Source organism: Glutamicibacter uratoxydans (assembly GCF_050753455.1).
GTDB classification, from domain to species: domain Bacteria; phylum Actinomycetota; class Actinomycetes; order Actinomycetales; family Micrococcaceae; genus Glutamicibacter; species Glutamicibacter uratoxydans_A.
Genome location: NZ_CP192736.1, coordinates 2,587,157 through 2,605,153 on the forward strand (window position 1 = coordinate 2,587,157; position 17,997 = coordinate 2,605,153).

Annotated in this window: 16 protein-coding genes and 1 riboswitch; of the genes, 7 read left to right on the forward strand and 9 right to left on the reverse strand. The window is 58.0% G+C overall.

Features of this window, described 5'->3' with window-relative positions; genetic code table 11:
* Positions 1-12 precede the first annotated feature (12 nt).
* Complete coding sequence (gene dnaK, locus ACQQZ8_RS11990; protein WP_431710028.1) at positions 13-1,863, reverse strand: molecular chaperone DnaK; 1,851 nt, start codon at positions 1,861-1,863, stop codon at positions 13-15.
* Between the two features lie 247 nt (positions 1,864-2,110).
* Here dnaK and ACQQZ8_RS11995 point away from each other — a divergent pair, with 247 nt between their 5' ends.
* Positions 2,111-2,332, forward strand: a complete 222-nt coding sequence (locus ACQQZ8_RS11995) for a PLD nuclease N-terminal domain-containing protein (protein WP_431710029.1) — start codon at positions 2,111-2,113, stop codon at positions 2,330-2,332.
* A gap of 310 nt (positions 2,333-2,642) precedes the next feature.
* On the opposite strand, the gene ACQQZ8_RS12000 is transcribed toward ACQQZ8_RS11995, so the two are convergent.
* Both ACQQZ8_RS12000 and ACQQZ8_RS12005 read right to left on the reverse strand, forming a co-directional pair.
* The gene (locus ACQQZ8_RS12000) at positions 2,643-4,172 is read right to left on the reverse strand and encodes a DEAD/DEAH box helicase (protein WP_431710030.1); all 1,530 of its coding nucleotides are present in this window, start codon (positions 4,170-4,172) and stop codon (positions 2,643-2,645) included.
* A gap of 326 nt (positions 4,173-4,498) precedes the next feature.
* The gene (locus ACQQZ8_RS12005) at positions 4,499-6,619 is read right to left on the reverse strand and encodes an MMPL family transporter (RefSeq protein ID WP_431710031.1); all 2,121 of its coding nucleotides are present in this window, start codon (positions 6,617-6,619) and stop codon (positions 4,499-4,501) included.
* 114 nt (positions 6,620-6,733) lie between these two features.
* On the opposite strand from ACQQZ8_RS12005, the gene ACQQZ8_RS12010 reads away from it, so the two are divergent.
* From ACQQZ8_RS12010 to ACQQZ8_RS12025, 4 genes are all read left to right on the forward strand, one after another.
* The gene (locus tag ACQQZ8_RS12010; protein WP_431710032.1) at positions 6,734-7,213 is read left to right on the forward strand and encodes a MarR family winged helix-turn-helix transcriptional regulator; all 480 of its coding nucleotides are present in this window, start codon (positions 6,734-6,736) and stop codon (positions 7,211-7,213) included.
* Between the two features lie 33 nt (positions 7,214-7,246).
* Positions 7,247-7,864 carry a LysE family transporter gene (locus ACQQZ8_RS12015; protein WP_431710033.1) on the forward strand — a complete coding sequence of 206 codons (618 nt, stop codon included), beginning with the start codon at positions 7,247-7,249 and terminating at the stop codon, positions 7,862-7,864.
* Between the two features lie 93 nt (positions 7,865-7,957).
* A complete protein-coding gene (locus tag ACQQZ8_RS12020; RefSeq protein ID WP_431710034.1) occupies positions 7,958-8,467 on the forward strand; it encodes a low molecular weight protein-tyrosine-phosphatase in 510 nt (169 codons plus the stop codon).
* On the forward strand, positions 8,454-10,475 hold the full coding sequence (locus tag ACQQZ8_RS12025) for a chorismate-binding protein (protein WP_431710035.1): 2,022 nt from the start codon (positions 8,454-8,456) through the stop codon (positions 10,473-10,475). The genes ACQQZ8_RS12020 and ACQQZ8_RS12025 overlap by 14 nt, the downstream gene beginning before the upstream one ends.
* 74 nt (positions 10,476-10,549) lie before the next feature.
* Here ACQQZ8_RS12025 and cls read toward each other — a convergent pair whose 3' ends face one another.
* The gene (gene cls / locus ACQQZ8_RS12030) at positions 10,550-12,046 is read right to left on the reverse strand and encodes a cardiolipin synthase (protein WP_431710036.1); all 1,497 of its coding nucleotides are present in this window, start codon (positions 12,044-12,046) and stop codon (positions 10,550-10,552) included.
* A 166-nt stretch (positions 12,047-12,212) separates the two neighbouring features.
* Here cls and ACQQZ8_RS12035 point away from each other — a divergent pair, with 166 nt between their 5' ends.
* Positions 12,213-13,088, forward strand: a complete 876-nt coding sequence (locus tag ACQQZ8_RS12035) for an aminodeoxychorismate lyase (protein ID WP_431710037.1) — start codon at positions 12,213-12,215, stop codon at positions 13,086-13,088.
* Positions 13,089-13,161: 73 nt separating this feature from the next.
* Here ACQQZ8_RS12035 and ACQQZ8_RS12040 read toward each other — a convergent pair whose 3' ends face one another.
* Together ACQQZ8_RS12040 and ACQQZ8_RS12045 are read right to left on the reverse strand one after the other, a co-directional pair.
* The gene (locus ACQQZ8_RS12040; RefSeq protein WP_431710038.1) at positions 13,162-15,489 is read right to left on the reverse strand and encodes an ATP-binding cassette domain-containing protein; all 2,328 of its coding nucleotides are present in this window, start codon (positions 15,487-15,489) and stop codon (positions 13,162-13,164) included.
* On the reverse strand, positions 15,486-16,109 hold the full coding sequence (locus ACQQZ8_RS12045) for an ECF transporter S component (RefSeq protein ID WP_431710039.1): 624 nt from the start codon (positions 16,107-16,109) through the stop codon (positions 15,486-15,488). The genes ACQQZ8_RS12040 and ACQQZ8_RS12045 overlap by 4 nt, the downstream gene beginning before the upstream one ends.
* Before the next feature lie 61 nt (positions 16,110-16,170).
* Positions 16,171-16,322: riboswitch (TPP riboswitch) on the reverse strand.
* Between the two features lie 77 nt (positions 16,323-16,399).
* Here ACQQZ8_RS12045 and ACQQZ8_RS12050 point away from each other — a divergent pair.
* On the forward strand, positions 16,400-16,651 hold the full coding sequence (locus ACQQZ8_RS12050) for a DUF4235 domain-containing protein (protein ID WP_431710040.1): 252 nt from the start codon (positions 16,400-16,402) through the stop codon (positions 16,649-16,651).
* A gap of 58 nt (positions 16,652-16,709) precedes the next feature.
* On the opposite strand, the gene mnhG is transcribed toward ACQQZ8_RS12050, so the two are convergent.
* Genes mnhG through ACQQZ8_RS12065 form a run of 3 tightly spaced genes read right to left on the reverse strand, consistent with a single transcriptional unit; the run spans position 16,710 to position 17,988 of the window.
* Entirely contained in the window at positions 16,710-17,072 is a 363-nt protein-coding gene (gene mnhG, locus ACQQZ8_RS12055) for a monovalent cation/H(+) antiporter subunit G (RefSeq protein ID WP_431710041.1), read from the reverse strand.
* Entirely contained in the window at positions 17,072-17,338 is a 267-nt protein-coding gene (locus ACQQZ8_RS12060) for a monovalent cation/H+ antiporter complex subunit F (protein ID WP_431710042.1), read from the reverse strand. Before ACQQZ8_RS12060 ends, mnhG begins: the two co-directional genes overlap by 1 nt.
* Positions 17,335-17,988 (reverse strand): Na+/H+ antiporter subunit E, encoded by a 654-nt coding sequence (locus ACQQZ8_RS12065; protein WP_431710043.1) that lies wholly within the window; start codon positions 17,986-17,988, stop codon positions 17,335-17,337. The genes ACQQZ8_RS12060 and ACQQZ8_RS12065 overlap by 4 nt, the downstream gene beginning before the upstream one ends.
* Positions 17,989-17,997: the final 9 nt, after the last annotated feature.

Sequence of the window (17,997 nt, forward strand, 5' to 3'; positions counted from 1 at the left end):
TTCCCTTACTCCCTACTTCTTGTCGGCTTCGTCTTCGTCGACAACCTCGGCGTCGACGATGTCTTCCTCAGGTGCTGGATCCTGTCCCTCACCTGCGGCAGCGCCTTCAGCCTGTGCGTTAGCGTAGATCGCTTCGCCGAGCTTGGTCTGCGAAGCTTGCAACTTCTCGAACGCAGCCTTGACCTCGTCGTCGTTGTCCTGCTTCTCCAAGGTAGCCTTCAGCGCGTCAACGTCAGCCTGAACTTCGGTCTTGACCTCTTCAGGCAGCTTGTCCTCGTTGTCCTTGATCAGCTTGTCAACCGAGTAAGCAGCCTGTTCGGCAGCGTTACGGGTTTCTGCAGCCTCACGGCGCTTCTTATCCTCTGCAGCGTGCTCTTCGGCTTCGCGTACCATGCGCTCAATGTCATCCTTGGACAGCGAGGTGCCGCCGGTGATGGTCATCGACTGCTCGGTACCGGTGCCCTTGTCCTTAGCCGAAACGTGAACGATACCGTTGGCATCGATGTCGAAGGTGACCTCAACCTGTGGGATACCACGTGGAGCCGGTGCGATGCCGGTCAGCTCGAAGGTGCCCAGAGCCTGGTTGTCGCGGGTGAACTCGCGTTCGCCCTGGAAGACCTGGATAGAAACCGATGGCTGGTTGTCCTCAGCGGTGGTGAAGGTTTCACTGCGCTTGGTCGGGATCGCGGTGTTGCGCTCGATCAGCTTGGTCATCACGCCACCCTTGGTTTCAATACCCAAGGACAGTGGGGTGACGTCGATCAGCAGAACGTCCTTGCGCTCGCCCTTCAGAACGCCTGCCTGCAGGGCTGCGCCCACGGCAACAACCTCATCAGGGTTCACGCCCTTATTGGCTTCCTTGCCGGCCATTTCCTTGACCAGTTCGGCCACGGCTGGCATACGGGTGGAACCGCCGACCAGAATCACGTGAGCGATATCCGAAACCTTGACACCGGCTTCGCGGATGACATCCTGGAAAGGCTTCTTGGTGCGCTCCAGAAGATCTGCGGTCAGCTCCTGGAACTTGGCACGCGAGAGGTGCTCATCCAAGTGCACTGGACCGTCTGCGGTAACCGATAGGTACTGCAGCGAGATGTTGGTGCTGGTAGCCGAGGACAGTTCCTTCTTGGCCTGCTCGGCAGCTTCCTTCAGACGCTGCAGGGCAATCTTGTCCTTGGACAGGTCCGCACCCTTGGCCTTAGCCTGAGCTAGCAGCCAGTCAACGACGCGCTGATCCCAGTCATCGCCACCCAGACGGTTGTCGCCCGCGGTAGAGCGAACCTGAATGGTGGAGAAGTCATCCTCATCCTTGCCAACTTCCAGCAGGGAGACGTCAAAGGTACCGCCACCAAGGTCGAATACCAGGATCAGTTCGTCTTCTTTACCCTTTTCCAGACCGTAGGCCAGTGCAGCCGCGGTTGGCTCGTTGACGATACGCAGGACGTTCAGACCAGCGATTTCACCGGCTTCCTTGGTAGCCTGACGCTCGGCGTCGTTGAAGTAGGCAGGAACGGTAATTACCGCGTCGGTGACCTTTTCACCTAGGTAGGACTCGGCATCGTTCTTCAGCTTCATCAAGGTACGAGCCGAAATTTCCTGTGCGGTGTACTTCTTCTCGTCAATGTCGATCGACCAGTCGGTGCCCATATGGCGCTTAACCGAGGCGATGGTGCGATCGATGTTGTTCACGGCCTGACGCTTGGCAATGTCACCAACCAGCACTTCGCCGCTCTTGGAGAAAGCAACGATCGATGGAGTGGTGCGGTTACCTTCCGCGTTAGCGATAACGGTTGGCTCGCCGCCTTCCAGAACGGAAACGACGGAGTTGGTGGTTCCGAGGTCGATACCTACGGCACGCGACATAGTGGTTCTCCTTTTGCCTTGGTGAAAATACTAACGCGGCGGGCTTCTGCCCAGTTGAGCGTTCTGCACTCAAGTTTACTCTTGGGTTTCTGAGTGTCAAATCAAACCTGAGTCTAACTCACTCAACTTTGCGTTCTGTCTTGTTCAACAAGACCCAGCATCGATTCATTCCCGGTTTTAGAGATATCCTTTAAACACCACTTCAACGCGTGGTTTTCAGTCATTTCGGCCACTAAGGAGAGCAACGATGAATGAAAAGAAAAAGTTTTCTGAACTTACCCGCTCGGCTCAACTCTCCATTGTTGCGGCTGCCGCAGTGCAGTTGATCTTATTAGGCACGGCTCTGCGCGACATCTCGAAGCGAGAGAGTAGTCAGATCAACGGATCCAAAATCGTGTGGGTGGCAGCCAGCTTCGTGAATTTCATCGGTCCGATTTCCTATTTTGTTTTCGGACGTAAAAAACGTTAATCGCTAGGGTCCGCTAGTCCCAGACACACGAACCCACCGTGTCGCAGCGCACGAACCCACCGTGTCGCAGCGCACGAACCTACGGTGCCGCTGCGCACGGGGCGTTCCTTGAGCCCCACACCGGTAGCAGCAAGCGTCATCTCCAACAACTTTGCCTTCGATCGCTACTCTGCGTTGGTGGTCGGACAGACTGCTACCGCTCAGATTGCGAAGGGCCGGTTTAAGATCAACCCAGGTTAACAAATTTAACCCCCGCGTTCCGGATCACTCCAGAAAGCGGGGGTTACAGCATTCTGCTCGTACTGAGGGTCTAGCGTCCGCCAGTCGCCGGGCTGGTGGCGCGACGCGGGCCGCGTCCACGAGTACCTGCGGTAGCACCGGCCGTAGTTCGGGCCCCGGCCGAACGCCCGCCAGTACGCGAACCACGCGAGCCATTGCCTGGACGCTCGGTATTTGACCCGCGTGAGGACCGTGCCGGACGATCACTAGCACTTTGAGCGCCACGTTCGGAGCGGTGGGTGCCGCCTGCGCGCTGCTGCTCCTCAAGCGATGAACCCCTACGGGCGGGACGGCTGCTCTGTCCACCGCGCGAACGGTTGGCGGTGCCGGTGCTGTGTGTCTTGGTCGAAGTGCTGCGCTTGGGCTGCTGCTTCACTGGGGCAACGTAGGTCACCAAGTCTGCTACTTCGCCAACTACCTCGGCCACCGCCGGGGAGTTACGATCTACCGACTCGAAAGGAACCTTCAGGCCAGCTTGCTTCAGCAGCTGAGCCACATCGCCTTGTTGCTCCCGGGTAGCAATAGTGACCACGGTGCCATCGGAGCCGGCACGCGCGGTACGTCCCGAACGGTGCAGGTAGGCTTTGTGCTCCGCTGGCGGATCAATGTGCACCACCAGCTCCACCCCGTCCACATGGACGCCGCGGGCGGCCACGTCGGTAGCCACCAGCACCTTGGCCGAACCGTCAGCGAAGGCTGCCAGGTTTCGGTCGCGAGCGTTCTGGCTGAGGTTACCGTGCAGGTCCACCGCCGGGATGCCAGCCTTCGAGAGCCACAAGGCCATCTTCTTGGCATGGTGCTTGGTGCGCATGAACATGATGCGACGGCCGGTGCCGCTGGCCAGAGTACGCACCATTTCCTTCTTTTCATCGGCAGAGATCACAAAGACGCGGTGTTCCATCGTGTTGACCGCAGCCTGGGGTGCATCCACTGAATGAATGGTGGGGTTCTGCAGGTAACGCTTGACGACCTTATCGACCCCGTTGTCCAAAGTTGCCGAGAACAGCAGGTGTTGAATTCCAGTTGGTACGCGATCCAAGATCCGACGTACGACAGGTAGGAAGCCCATGTCGGCCATGTGGTCGGCCTCGTCCAACACCGAAATTTCAACATGGGACAGGTCAACGAGCTTCTGCTTCATCAAATCGTCCAGGCGCCCAGGACAGGCGATGACAATATCTACCCCATCGTTCAGCGCCTTTTCCTGACGGCTCTGGGCCACCCCACCGTAAATCACGGTGGTACGCAAACCCGCGGCCTCGGCCAACGGCTCGGTGGTCTTGGCGATCTGAGTAGCCAATTCGCGGGTTGGGGCCATGATCAGCGCGCGCGGAAAACGGGCCTTGCGACGCTGCGGCTTGGCTGCCAAGCGGGCCACCAGGGGAAGCGAGAAGGCTAGGGTTTTACCCGAACCGGTCTGACCGCGGCCCAATACATCTCCACCGGCAAGGGTGGAGGGCAAGGTTGCTTCCTGAATTGGGAACGGGCTGGTAATACCCTGCGCTTCGAGAACGGCAACAAGGTTTTCTGGCACGCCAAGGGCGCTAAAAGTTGAAGTCATGAACGAACTTTCTCTATTACTAGCTTAAACGCCATGATCGGCGCATCGGGTCGCCGAAAGCTGGAGAAAGTCCGCAGCCGCGCCCGGATCAAGAACGCTGATCCGAAAAGTACGCGTGGCCGCGCGGGCAGAGAAATTGCCCCGAGACCGGTGGGAAATCTATATCAGTCGACGCATGCAAGAACTTGGGTCTGCGCCGAAAACTCGACGCAACCGCTTGTGCACATCCATGATTCTATCAGCGAACAAGCCGATATCCTGCGCCCTAGGCCACTGGATATCGGCTTGTTCAGGAGACTTCCGCCACCTATCAACCTCTGACAGGGTTACTTCGTACCTCGCGAGAGTTTGCTCGGCCACCAGACAGCACGTCCGATTTCGTGAACCAATGCTGGAACCAGCAAGGAACGAACAATCAAGGTATCGAGCAGCACGCCGAAGGCGACAATGAAGCCCAACTGCACGAGGAACATGATTGGAATGATTCCCAATGCGGCGAATGTCGCGGCCAAAACCACACCAGCCGAGGTAATGACCCCACCGGTGACCTTCAGCCCACGGTTCACACCTTCGATGGTTCCGTGTTTCAGAGCTTCTTCGCGGACACGGGTCATCAAGAAGATGTTGTAATCCACGCCCAGCGCAACCAAGAACACGAAGCCGAAGAGTGGGACAGCCGGATCGGCACCGGAGAACCCGAAGATGTTATTGAACACCAAGGCACTGACGCCCATCGCGGTTCCATAGGACAGGACGGTGGTCAGGATCAACAGCACCGGCGCCAAGATCGAACGCAGTAGCAGCATCAAAATGATCAGGATCGCCACGAGAATCAACGGGATGATCTTGAACAGGTCCGCCATTGCAGTTGCGGCGGTGTCGATCTGAGTGGCGGTAGTACCGCCAACCAATCCGTCAGCATCCTGCGCATGAACCAGATCACGCAGCTCCTTCACGGTGTCCTTAGCCTCATCCGAGTCGGCAGCATCGGCAAGGGTGATGGAAATGAGTGAGCGGCCTTCAACTACCTGCGGTTCGGCACCGCGTTCGGCCATGGCCGGTCCGCCATCTTCAGCCTGAAGATATGCCGAGTCCACGCCCTGCAGGTTTGTAATGTCTTCAAGCAGTATCTCGGCTTCAGATTCCTGAACCACCGCGATAGCTGGGGATCCAGACCCTCCCGGGAAATGCTCGCCCAGGGCAATCTGTCCGTCACGTGCCTCGGATTGGGCGGTCACCAGTTCGCTTTGCGGAACACCGCTGGCCTTGAGCTGGGTCATGCCCAGTGCACCAACGATCAGCAACAGCGTGGTCGCCACCCAAACCAGGCGGCTACGCTTGGCGACAAAGTTGGCGATCTTGCCCCAGAGCCCGTCACGCATCGCGGCATGTTGTCCTTCTAGTTCCGGCTTCGGAGCAAAAGGCCAGTACGCGGCGCGGCCGAGCAGGCCGAGAACTGCGGGCAGGAATGACAATGCAGCAATGATCGAGAAGATGATGCCGCTGGCGGCAATCGGGCCAAGTGCCTTATTCGAGTTCAGATCAGAGAACAGCAGGCAGAGCAGACCCACGGTCACGGTACCGCCCGAGGCGATAATCGGTTCAAAGGATCCACGAATGGCCGTATTCACGGCCTTCCACTTCTGCTCCCCACGGCTCAGCGCTTCCTTATGGCGTGCCACCATCAACAGCGAGTAGTCGGTTGCAGCGCCAATGACAAGAATCGACAAGATGCCCTGTGACTGTCCGTCTAGACGGATCCAGCCCGCGTCAGCCATGTAGTAGACCACGACAATCGCGGCGCAGAGCGCCACCATACTGGTCATCAGTACCGCTAGAGGTAGTAGCAAGGAGCGATAGACCAGCAACAGAATGATCAGTACCGCGGCGAGCGCCACACCCAGCAGAATCCCGTCGATACCTCCAAAAGCTTCGATGAGATCGGCGCTAAAACCGGCTGGTCCGGTCACATAACTAATACTGCCCTCGGGGATCAGATCCGGCAGAAGAGTGCGGAGTGCTTCGACCCCTTCATCGGCTTTGACCTCGCCGCTAATGGGGATCAACAGCTCAATGGCGAGCCCGTCCTCAGAAATAAACGGCCCGGTCACCTCTCCGTCTAGGTATTCAAAGTCTGACAAGTCCTCAGCAAGTGTGGCGGCGACTTGCCCATCTAACCCATCCTCGGATGTGACTAACACGACAGCAGGAATTGCATCGCTGTCGCGGAATTTGTCCTGCCACTCCAAGGCCTTAGTTGCCTCGGCGGAGGTCGGCAAGAATGCGGCCTGATCATTGGTTTGCACTTCGGATAGCTTTCCGAAGGTGGGGCCGCCAATACCCGCGACGGCCAACCAAACCAGAATTAACACCGAAGCGATCAGTACTCGCACTCCGGTTCGCTTAGACGTGCTCCGGCGTGCCGGTGATTCTTCATGCTCTGCCACGAGGTTCCTTCTCACTGTGCGTTCACGGGCAAGGTTTGGGCTTCAAGACGAGATTTCGTTCGTCAAGGAAGTAATTCCATTATCGAACTATACCATTAGATATAAGATACCGTTATGGAGTCACGGCAAAGTTTCGAGTTAGTGCAGCTGCTACAGCGTTTCGCCCAGGCCTCGGATCGCTATGTGGAATCCACCGGAGCCCTGCATCGAACTCACCGCACAGACATGAATGCCTTATCGGTCATTCTTCGTTACGAGCGTGAGCGCCGCCTGCCATCTCCCAGCGATCTCTCCCGTGAACTGCATCTGAGCTCCCCGGCAACCACCGCACTTCTGGACCGGCTCGAACGCTTGGGATATGTGCAGCGACAGCGCGGGGATAAGGATCGCCGCGTCGTGCGAATCGCCCTGACCGATCAGGCACGCCTCGACGGGCGCGCCATGTTCATGCCTTTAGCTGAGCAAATGATGCAACTAATTTCCGATTACACACCCGAACAGGTGCAATTGCTCCACGGTTTCATGGTCCGCGCCATCGAAGCGGTTGACGCGGCACGTGAAGTTTCTATTTCCACCCATGACCAAGAGAAATAGCCTAGCCCTCCACGGCTGATCTAAACTATCGCGGTGACTCTTCCACTCTGGTTCTCACTGCTTGGCGCATCCGTAGTGATCAGCTTCACCCCCGGTGCCGGTGCCATCAACACCATGAGCAACTCCTTGCGAGGCGGATGGCGTGGGTCGATTTGGGGAATCCTCGGGCAACAAATAGCTCTGCTGATCCATGTGGCGGTCGTGGCCGCTGGCGTAGGTCTTTTGGTCAGCAATTCTCCAACTGCTTTCGAAATTATTCGCTATAGCGGCGCTGCCTACCTGATCTATCTGGGCATTCGGATGTTGCTTGCCCGAGCCGAACCGGGTGAAATCGCCCTCCAACGCAGCGCCGGACGATGGCAAATGGTGCGCCAAGGAATTCTGGTCAACCTGCTAAATCCCAAAGCGATTGTTTTTTTCTTGGCGCTCACCCCGCAGTTCATCCTGCCTCATCAACCGCAACTACCGCAGTACCTGATCTTTATCAGCACGATCATCGTGGTCGATATCTTGGTGATGTTTTTCTTCTTTGCCGCCACCGCTCGCAGCTTCCAACGCTTCACCGCAACCGCTCGTGGCCTGAGAATTCAAAATATTATCTTCGGTACACTGTTCATTTTTGTCGCCGCGCTCTTGGTCCTAGCCCGCTAACTGGGCGACAGATCACTAATCGTTGTCAATTCGTTGCCGCCGATCAGCGTCTAAGGCTCGATTGTGTTCAAGGTTTCCCCCTAGACTTGTGTCATGTTCCGGATTATGACCGTGTGCACGGGAAACATTTGCCGCTCGCCAATGGCCGAATTCATGCTGAAGAACGCTCTAGAAGATGCCGGGATTACCGATGTTGAGGTCATCTCTCGCGCAATCAGCGATGGTGAAGCCGGAAACCCTATCGATCAACGCGCCGAAGCAACTCTTCGAGCCCACGGGTTGAGCGGCGAAGGACATACCGCCACCCAGTTCCATGAGGATGAAATCAGCGAGATGGACCTGATTTTGGCTCTCGACATCGATCATTTCGAGGCGCTGATCCCGGCGCTGACGGCAGTGGACCAACAACAACGGCCACAACTGCGCATGTTGCGTTCCTTTGATCCGGCCAGTTCCTCCGAACCACACGAAAAGCAGGGTATCTACGATCCCTGGTACGGGGATGCCGGCGATTTCCGGGAGACCTGGAAGCACATTAGCGCCGCGCTTCCCTCACTTGTTGAATACGTACGGAGCAATATCGCCTCTCGTGGAAACCGTTAAACCACTCATTATCGCCCTCGATGGACGATCCGGAGCCGGTAAGACGTCATTGGCTCATGCCCTGACTCAGCTCTTCGGCGCCGCAAACACCTCGCTGCTGCATCTGGAAGATCTCTACCAGGGCTGGCAGTCACTGGAACGCACCAGCCACCGACTTCATGGTTTATTGCAGCAACTAAGCTCCGGTGAAACCGCCAGCTGGTTCGGCTGGGACTGGGTCCAGCACACCGAAAGTACTCAATCTTTTAGCGTGCAACCCCGCCCGATCGTGCTGGTTGAAGGGGTCGGCAGTCTGCATTCGGTGGTCCGCAACTTTGTAGATTTTGGAATCTGGTTGGATGCTGACGATGCCGAACGTAAATCTCGGGCACTCACCCGGGACGGGGACACCTTCGCCCCGCACTGGCAGACCTGGGCACAGCAGGAACAGAATTATCTGGCTGCGGAGAATCCTCGGCTGGCAGCGAATCTGATCCTCGACGCCGAGTCCACCGACAGTACGCTGACTCAATTCCAGCAGCTGGCTCGTTTCCTCCCGACAGCACTGAGCCGGTTTGTGCCCCCCGAGGTGTTAGCTGCCCCGGCTAGGCAAAGCGCCCTGTTGCCGGTCCCGGAAGACATCGCGTCACTCTTTGAACTAGTTTCCGCACAGTGCAGCCATGCGGCGCTGCTGGAATCAACCAGCCATCAGCAGACCGACCCGCTGGGCCGTAACCGCTACACACTGATGGCCCTAGCGCAGCAACCTCACTGCCCCATTCTGCTTACTAACGAATCTCAAGTCAGCATGCGAGCTGGCAATGCACACCTGCGTTTGGGTGCCGAATTCTTTGCTGCCCTAGGAAATATTTGGCCCGACCCAGTGAACCATCCACCAGTAAATGACGCGGCTCCCGCGCCACAGTGGGTTGGCTATCTAGGGTATGAACTCAAACGAGAAGTGGGAGCCGCTGACATCCGGGCAGTCCTACCCGATGATTCGGTTCGCCCCGACGCTATGTTCTTTGAGCCCGATACCCTGCTGATCATTGATCATCAGGAACAGACCCTGAACGTCCAGGCACCACCCGAGCTGCTTGAGGCCACCGTGCAGCGCGCCCGGTCAGCACTTTTGATCACCCGGCAGTCCCGCTCCTTGGCGGTACCCGAGTTTCGCTCTGCGGATACCGCATCCGGCTACCGATCCAAGGTGCTTGAAGCCAAAGCGGAGATTCGCGAAGGAAATACCTACGAAGTCTGTCTCACCACAGAGCTTGAAGCAGTAGTCGAGGAATTCAGCCCTTTCGAAGCCTACTGCCGATTGCGGTCTTCTTCACCGGCACCCTTCGCCCATTATTTGCGTTTGGGACAGGTGGAAGTAGCCAGTATTTCCCCGGAACGCTTCATCAGTATCTCAGCCACCGGCAAGCTGCGGGCCGAACCGATCAAGGGCACCCGTCCCCGCGGGCACGACGAAGCAAGCGATATCGCGCTACGCCACGATCTGGCCACGCACCCGAAAGATCGGGCCGAGAACATCATGATTGTCGATCTGTTGCGTAATGATTTATCGCATTATGCGATGCCCGGTTCACTTTCGGTGCCGCGGCTGTGCGCGGTAGAAAGTTATGCCACGGTCCACCAAATGGTGTCCACCATCGATGCGCAACTTCAAGATCCGCGGTTTGCCGCCGCCGCACTGCGTGAAACCTTCCCCCCGGGGTCAATGACCGGCGCCCCGAAGCTTTCCACCATGACCATCCTTGATCGTTTGGAAGCTGGCAGGGCCCGCGGACTGTATTCCGGTGCGGTGGGTTACTTGGGGACCCAGGGCAGCGCCGATTTGGCCGTGGTGATCCGCACTCTGGTCTGCGACCGGTTAGCCGATAGCCGCTGGAGGCTGAGTCTCGGGTTGGGTGGGGCGATCACCGCCGACTCCGATCCGCAGGAAGAGTGGGACGAGGTCCTTACCAAGTCGGTGGGTGTGCTCAGCGCGCTGGGAACGTGCTTCCCCACTAGTGCAGACTGATAAACCGCTGCTCCCGGATATTCTCTGGTGCCTCGGTTTTCAGTTTCGGCAGATCAGGTAGACCTCCGGCGAACTTACTGCAGGGTCGCGGTCAACCGGGCGGCATTGTCCACCCAGCGTTGCATCCGGGGTCGTTTCATCCATTCTTCGAGAGTGAGCTCCCGGGAAATGCTCCGGTAGTGCGCTTGTACCTGGTTGACCTGATCAACGATCTTCTCGCCTAGCAGCATCACGGAAATTTCCATGTTCAGACTAAAGGAGCGCATGTCCATGTTCGAAGAGCCCACCACGGCCACTTCATCGTCTACGGTGAAACACTTGGCATGCAGTACCATCGGTGCCGGATACCGGAAGATCCGGACTCCGGCCTCCAGCAAGGTCTGGTAATAGGACTGTTGGGCATGATGCACCAGGAACTGGTCACCGGTTTCACACACGAACAGGTCTACGTCGATACCGCGTTGCGCCGCCGTGGTGATGCCGTAGAGCAGCGAATCATCAGGCACGAAATATGGACTAGTGATCTGCAGACGCTCAGAAGCCGAGTAGATGAGCGTGTTGAATAACCGCAGGTTATTTTCATCTTCATAACCTGGACCGCTGGGAACCACTTGGGCCACCACATCACCGGGCACGTCGCAAACCTGCATCGGGTAGGGGGCATCGGTCAGATCCTGCAACACATCTTCGGTTTCCGCTTCCTGCCACCAGTCCGTGGCGAAGACAACGTCTAGGGAACGCACCAACGGACCGCGTACCCGGATCATGAGTTCCACCCATTCACGGCCAACCTTATGTGCTGATGCCCGCTTATACCCCGGTTCGATCAGGTTTTGGCTTCCGGTGAAGGCAACCTCTCCGTCCACCACAAGAATCTTGCGGTGGTTGCGCAGATCCGGACGGCGCCAGCGCCGACGGAACAGATCCACTGGTAGCATCCGCTTCCAGTGGATGCCTGCCGCATCTAGTCGTTTGCACAGCTGACGGTAGCCGCGCACCCGGGCGGTACCTAGGTGGTCAAAGAGCAGACGGACCACCACGCCCCGCCGGGCCGCTCGTTCCAAGGATTCCAACACCGGTCCGACATAGGCCGGGTCATCGCCCATGATGTAGAACTGGATGTGCACAAATTTTTGTGCCGCGTCGATCTCCTGCCGCATAGCTTCAAGGGAGCTACGGTAATCGGAGATCACCTCCACTTGGTTACCGCCTTCCAAGGGCATGGCACCTAGGCGACGGTTAAGTACGGCAGCTGATTCGATCCATTCCTCGTCACTGTGAAACTCCACCGGGGATTCCATATGGGCGGTGGCCTCAAAGATCGCCTCATTGGCGCGCCGTTGTTTATCCAGCCGGCGCCGGGAGAGTCGAGGATTGGCAAAGAGTAGGTATAGCGTCAAGCCCAGCAATGGAATAAAGAAGATGGCTAACAACCAGGCCATGGCCGTGGTCGGGCGACGATTCCCCGGCACAATGCCGACCATGAGCACACGCACCAGAATGTCTAGGGCCACCGCTGAAGCCCAAACGATCGGGCCGAGCTCGCGCAGGAAGTTCTCACCGATGATCATCCGATCGCCTCCTAATCCTGAGTACCCTTCTGGTACGTTGGGCTCGACTTTGATGCAGTCAACCAACAAATTCCCTGCTTTACACCCTACCCAACCCGGGGGCCGAACACCGCCAAGTTTGCGTCTTGAATCCGGAATCGACCGCGGATTCGATAATCTAGAGGTTATGAGCTCTTTGGTTTTCCTCGACCCTTCCTACCCGGCCGGTCGACTGGCGGATATCACCGCCCCACAACTCCCGGTCACGGCCCAAGGTGTGGCCCGTGGCGACGGCATCTTTGAGTCGATGCTCTACAAAGCACAAAGTGTCCGGAAAATCGATGCACACCTGGCCCGGCTCCAGTCCTCGGCACAGCTGTGCGACTTGGAAATCCCCGACGAGACCCGGTGGCGCGCAGCCATCGATACCGCCATCGCAGACTTCGATGCCACCGGTGGCGCCGATGAAGCGGTGGTTAAGTTAGTGGCCGCCCGTGGAGACGCCGATACGGACCCGGCGCTTTGCTGGGTGACTGTCACCTCGGCCCCCACCTTAGGTCAGGCGCAACGCAACTCCGGGGTGGACGTGTTGCTTTTGGATCGCGGCTACGATTCAAAAATCGCCGAACGTGCACCGTGGTTGCTGATGGGCGCTAAGACCCTGTCCTATGCGGTGAATATGGCTGCCTTGCGTTACGCCCGTGCCCATGGGGCCCATGACGTCATTTTCACTTCCTCCGACGGCGCCGTGCTGGAGGGTCCAACCTCCACGGTACTGCTGGCCCAACGCGATGGTGACACCAAACGGTTGATCACCCCACTACTGGAAACCGGGATCCTGCCCGGCACCACGCAAGCCGCGATTTTCGCTGCGGCCGCCGAAGCCGGATGGGAGTTGGGCTATGGTCCGCTACGGCCCGAAGACTTGTATCAGGCCGATGTGCTGTGGCTAGTCTCCTCGGTGCGGTTGCTAACTCCGGTGAACTCGCTCGATGCCAAGCCCTTACGCTTTGACGCACAATTGCATGCCGAGCTGAGCGAACTGGCCGAAAATATTCTCTAGTACGGCCGTTAAGCCTCGCAGGGAGTCGAACCATGCTGGTTCGGCTCCCTGCGGCGTCTTGCACCTCGTTGGCTTAGCTCCAGACCAGGTTCCACGCCCCGAAATACACGGCAGCAAAGACGGCCAACCCGGAAACACAGCACCCGGCAATGATCACCAGTACGTCCTGCCCACCGAAACGCGGGGTATGCAGCCAACTGCGTGGACCGACGCCAAAGCCTTTAGCTTCCATGGTGATCGCCAATCGGCCAGCACGCCGGATGGCTTGCACTAGCAAGGCCAAGACTTGTCCCAGGTTGGCCTTTGCTCGTTGCATAGGAGACCCAAAGTCCCCCACCCCACGAGCCCGTCGGGCCAATTTTAGAGTGTTGAACTCTTCGACGAGCAAGCCTAAGAGGCGCATCCCCGCCAAGGCTCCGAGCACAAAACGGTGGGGTACACGCAATTGTTGTGACAAGGCCGAGCCGAGATCGCTGGGACTGGTAGTACTGAGGATCAGCACCATCGGGATCGCCATCCCGATGGCCCGCATCCCGGTGGCAATACCTCCGGCCACGGAGCCTTCGGTGATAGTGAAAACTCCCAAATTCAGCAAGGTGGCACCCGAGTCTTCACCGACTAGCGCAATACCCCAAGCGGCGATGACTCCGGCTAACACTAGTGGCCAAGCCCGGCGCATAAAACGCCCGATCCCCACTTTGGCCAGCGGCAGCATCAGCAAGGTGGCTAGGATGACCACCGAACCGGACACCGGGTCAATGGAGGCAATGAGCGGGATAGTGATCGCGATGATTGCCGCCAGCTTAGCTAGCGGGTTGCGCCGTGCCAACCAGCTCTCGGGAACCGGCGCCGAGAATTCCCTAGACTCACTGCTAGATCCGGCGGGCTCTGCAGGCTGCAACACAACCTGTTCTGCGTTCAGTGCACAGGCAAACTGTTCATCGTGAGTCACCGCAATCACCGCGGTGCCCTCCTGCAGCACCTGCCCCAGCAGCTCAACGATTTCACGCCAAGTGTTAGCGTCCTGGCCGAAGGTCGGTTCATCCAGAATCAGCACGTCGGGACTGGCCGCCAACACGGTGGCTACCGATAAGCGGCGTTTTTCACCCCCGGAGAGGGTGTAGGGATTAGCGTCTGCTAAATGCGCTAATCCGAGTCGCTGCAGTAGCTCGCTAGTGCGCTGCTCGATCGTGTCATTGTCATACGTCGCTTCCGGGTTTGTTGCCGCGGCACGGCGCGGTCCGTACGCCAATTCCTCGGCCACACTTTGTGAGACGAACTGGTGCTCCGGTTCTTGAAAGACACTGCCGATCCGAGCAACTAACTGGCCTGCTTTCCAACTAAAGGGACTAGCTGCCGCGGACCCGGCCAACGCGTCGGTGGCTTCAAGGACCCCTGCCCCGGGTTCGAGCAAGCCTCCTAGGGTCAACGCCAGCGTGGTTTTTCCGGCACCGTTGGCTCCGCGAATCACGGTGGCGGTGCCCGCCTTGATCCACAGGTCTACCGGTTGCCCTAAGGGAGCGCGCAGGCTTCGGCGTGCTTGCAAGGCTTCGGCGCGCAACAAGGTGCTTCCCGGCTGAGTGCTGAATTCGGCGGTTACCGGCTGATAGTTGGGGATCCAGATCCCCGCGGCAGCAAGTTCGCTACGCAGTACCGCATCCTCGAGGAGGGCCTGTGGCGGCACGTCATGGCTGATTCCACCACCGGGCTCCAGCACCAACACCCGGTCCATCTGCGCAAGCCATGGCTCGACCCGATGTTCCACCACTACCAATGTCGCCCCGGACGCAGTGACCGTATCAAGTACGGCCTGCCGTAGCGCCGCTGCTCCCTGCGGGTCAATATTGGCGGTGGGTTCATCCAAGAGCATCACCGAGGGGAGCATCGCCAGAATTCCAGCCAACGCCAGCCGTTGTTTCTGCCCACCGGAGAGCTGAGCGGTAGGGTGATCCCAGCTCAGCTCCCCAAGGCCTACCGCTTGTAGCGCCGGAGCAATCCGAGCTGCAATCAGGGCCGGATCCACCCCCAGGTTCTCAGCGCCGAAAGCGACGTCGTCACCCACTTTGGCTTGAACAATCTGGGTTTCCGGGTCTTGCTGCATCAATCCGATGGTTGTGCGATGAGTCAAGGCATCATGCTCACCAATCCGCAGGCGTCCGCTGGCGGTGCTGGCTTCCTCGGGATGTAACACTCCGGCCATAGCGTGCAATAGGGTGGATTTTCCGGCTCCGGAAGGCCCTAGTAGCAACACCTTTTGTCCTGCGGGGATGTGAAAGCTCAGCCCCTCCAGGGCAGGATCCTGCCGATCGGCATGCCGCCACCCAAAGTTTGATGCGGTGATCGCCAACCCGCGGCCATCGGCCCCGACGCCGGTTTGCTGCCCGGTAGGTGCGGCACTCATCGCTGTTCCCTACCAAAAACTGGCTCTTGATGGGCCCGGCGGCTCGGCAATGCGGACAGTGCCCCGGTCCGGGCCAAGGCACGGGTGGCAAAGAAGCTGAGTAGCCCGGCGATGACCAGACCTGAAAAACTCATCGCAGCTACGTGGAAGATCTTCATGCCGGCGGTGTACTCAACGAAGTAGGCCAGAATGTAGGCCTCCGTGACCGCCCCGAATAAGCCGGATGCGGCACCGGCAATCATGGCTACGGGTAAGTTCCAGAGCCGGTAGTGCAGGGCGGCGAACACTAGTTCCGCGCCCAAGCCCTGAACGAGACCGGAAACCAACACGGCGATCCCCCATTGGGAGCCGAGCAGCGCGGAAATTACCGCGGCTAGTAGCTCACAGTAGATTGCGGCACCGGGTTTGCGGATGATGAGAGCCCCAAGTACGGCGGGGAACAACCACATGCCGCTCAAAAATGCGGAAGCCGGGGGGAAGGCCACAAAGGCTAAGGAGATCAGGCCATAACTAGCATTCCAACCCCAGAAAATGACTCCGGATGCTACGGCAATCACCGAAGCCACCACGATGTCGGCCACTGACCAGCTGGTTTTTGGGCGCAATGTTGGCGATGTCAAAAGATGGTCCTCCTGAATCAGGAGGGGAGCTGCACGCGCACCAAAAATTTCCGTTGTCGCGTATCTGAGATTCTCGACTTCCTTCGCCGGTACTAACCGGAGCAGGTTCGAGGGTCTGCGATCTATCGCACTCTCAGCGTCTTTTATCGGGTGCTCTTCCGCCGGATTACCGGACGGAGCGAGTCACGATATGACGCTCCCCTGTCGTTTATATGTCTGCACAGTCACCATACAACACGATATGCTCTAAATAGAATTCGGGTATGCCGCAAACGAGGGAGATTCACAGAATGAATACGGTAATGAAGCTACTGACCACTGCTATTTCGTTGGGTGCAGGATTCCTTGGGAGTAAGTTGGTGGATCGCCTGTGGACTGGTTTTACCGGTGATGAGCCACCGCGACACGGCAAGGACGCAGAAGTCGAGGCTTCAATGCGTAAGGCTTTGGCCTTCGCCGTATTCTCTTCCGTGGTAGCTGCCATTATTCAGGTCCTCACTGATCGAGGTACCCGCAAGGCGCTGGCGCGGTTCGAAAAGTAAATTCAGTGTTAATAGTGTGAGGGTGGTTTCCTTTAGGAAACCACCCTCATGTTTTTGTCTAGTCTTTATCCTCACCGTGACTCGCGTTTTCCACCACGGTACGCAACTCGTCGCTGTACAAGGTCTCACGATTCACGTGCTTCGTTCGGTATCCCGAACGCCCGATCATATGCGCCGAGACTGGGGCGGTCAATAACTGTACCCCCCATGCCAACACCAACACCGGCACCAGCGCCCAGGAGCGCAGGTGGATGGCTAGACCCGCGAAAATTAGCAGGAAACCCAGTACTTGTGGTTTGGTGGCCGCGTGCATGCGAGTCAACAGATCCGGGAAGGTAAGCAATCCGACCCCGGCAATGAGTGACATCAGCGCGCCCACGATCATGAGTACCGCGACAACGATTTCCAAAAAGAGGTCCATTATGCGTTCCTCTGGTCCGAAACGAAACGGGAAACGGTCACCGATCCGATGAACGCGATGGCACAGGCGATGACCACAAACAAGATGTTGTTCCTGTGTTCGTTCAAGTACATTTCTAGGCACAGGGCCGCGGAAATAATCAGTAACATCACATCTAGGGCCAGCACCCGATCTAGGATCGATGGTCCGCGTGCCACCCGGATCAGACAGGCTACCGCACCGATACTCAGTAGCGCTCCGGCGATCCCAACAACGATAAAGGTCACTTCTGCGCTCCCTTCGATTTGAGTTCGCGTTTCTTGGTTTGCAGGTCGGCGCGGATTTCCTTCACTGCTTCGTATTCGTCTTTACTACCAATGGCCATAATGACCCGACGTTCAATCTCGTGGATTTTGGCCCGGGAACGAGCCACCCTAATGGCGTCGCTGGCGTTAAGGTAGTGCAAATACAGTGTCGAACTGCGTCTGTCGACCTCCACCACGAAGGAACCGGGGATCAGGGTCAACACGTGCCCCACGGTCGTGACGATAAGATCCGAGTCGGTGTGTAAGTGCACGGCGATGATCGAGGAGCGGGTCTTCTTGCGCCGAAAGAGTGCCAGATATGACACTTCCACACTGGCGGCCACCACTTGCATGATGAACCAGCCCAACAACAAGAAGCAGTACCAAAGGTTGATTCGGCCCGAGAGCACCACCGGGGGCAGCGGGAACAACGCCACTACGATCAGCGCTAGCAGAGCACCGAAAATCAGGTTACCGGCGGAGAAGTCCTGCCAAAGAGCACCCCACATCAGCACCAAGAAGATCAGCAACGGCCACTCGTCTTTGAGAGTAGGCCGAGTACGTTTACCCGAGGCTTCATCCAGCGCATCATCGATGCGCTGGTCACGAGGTTGTTTAGTACGTTTTGACATGCTTTCCTT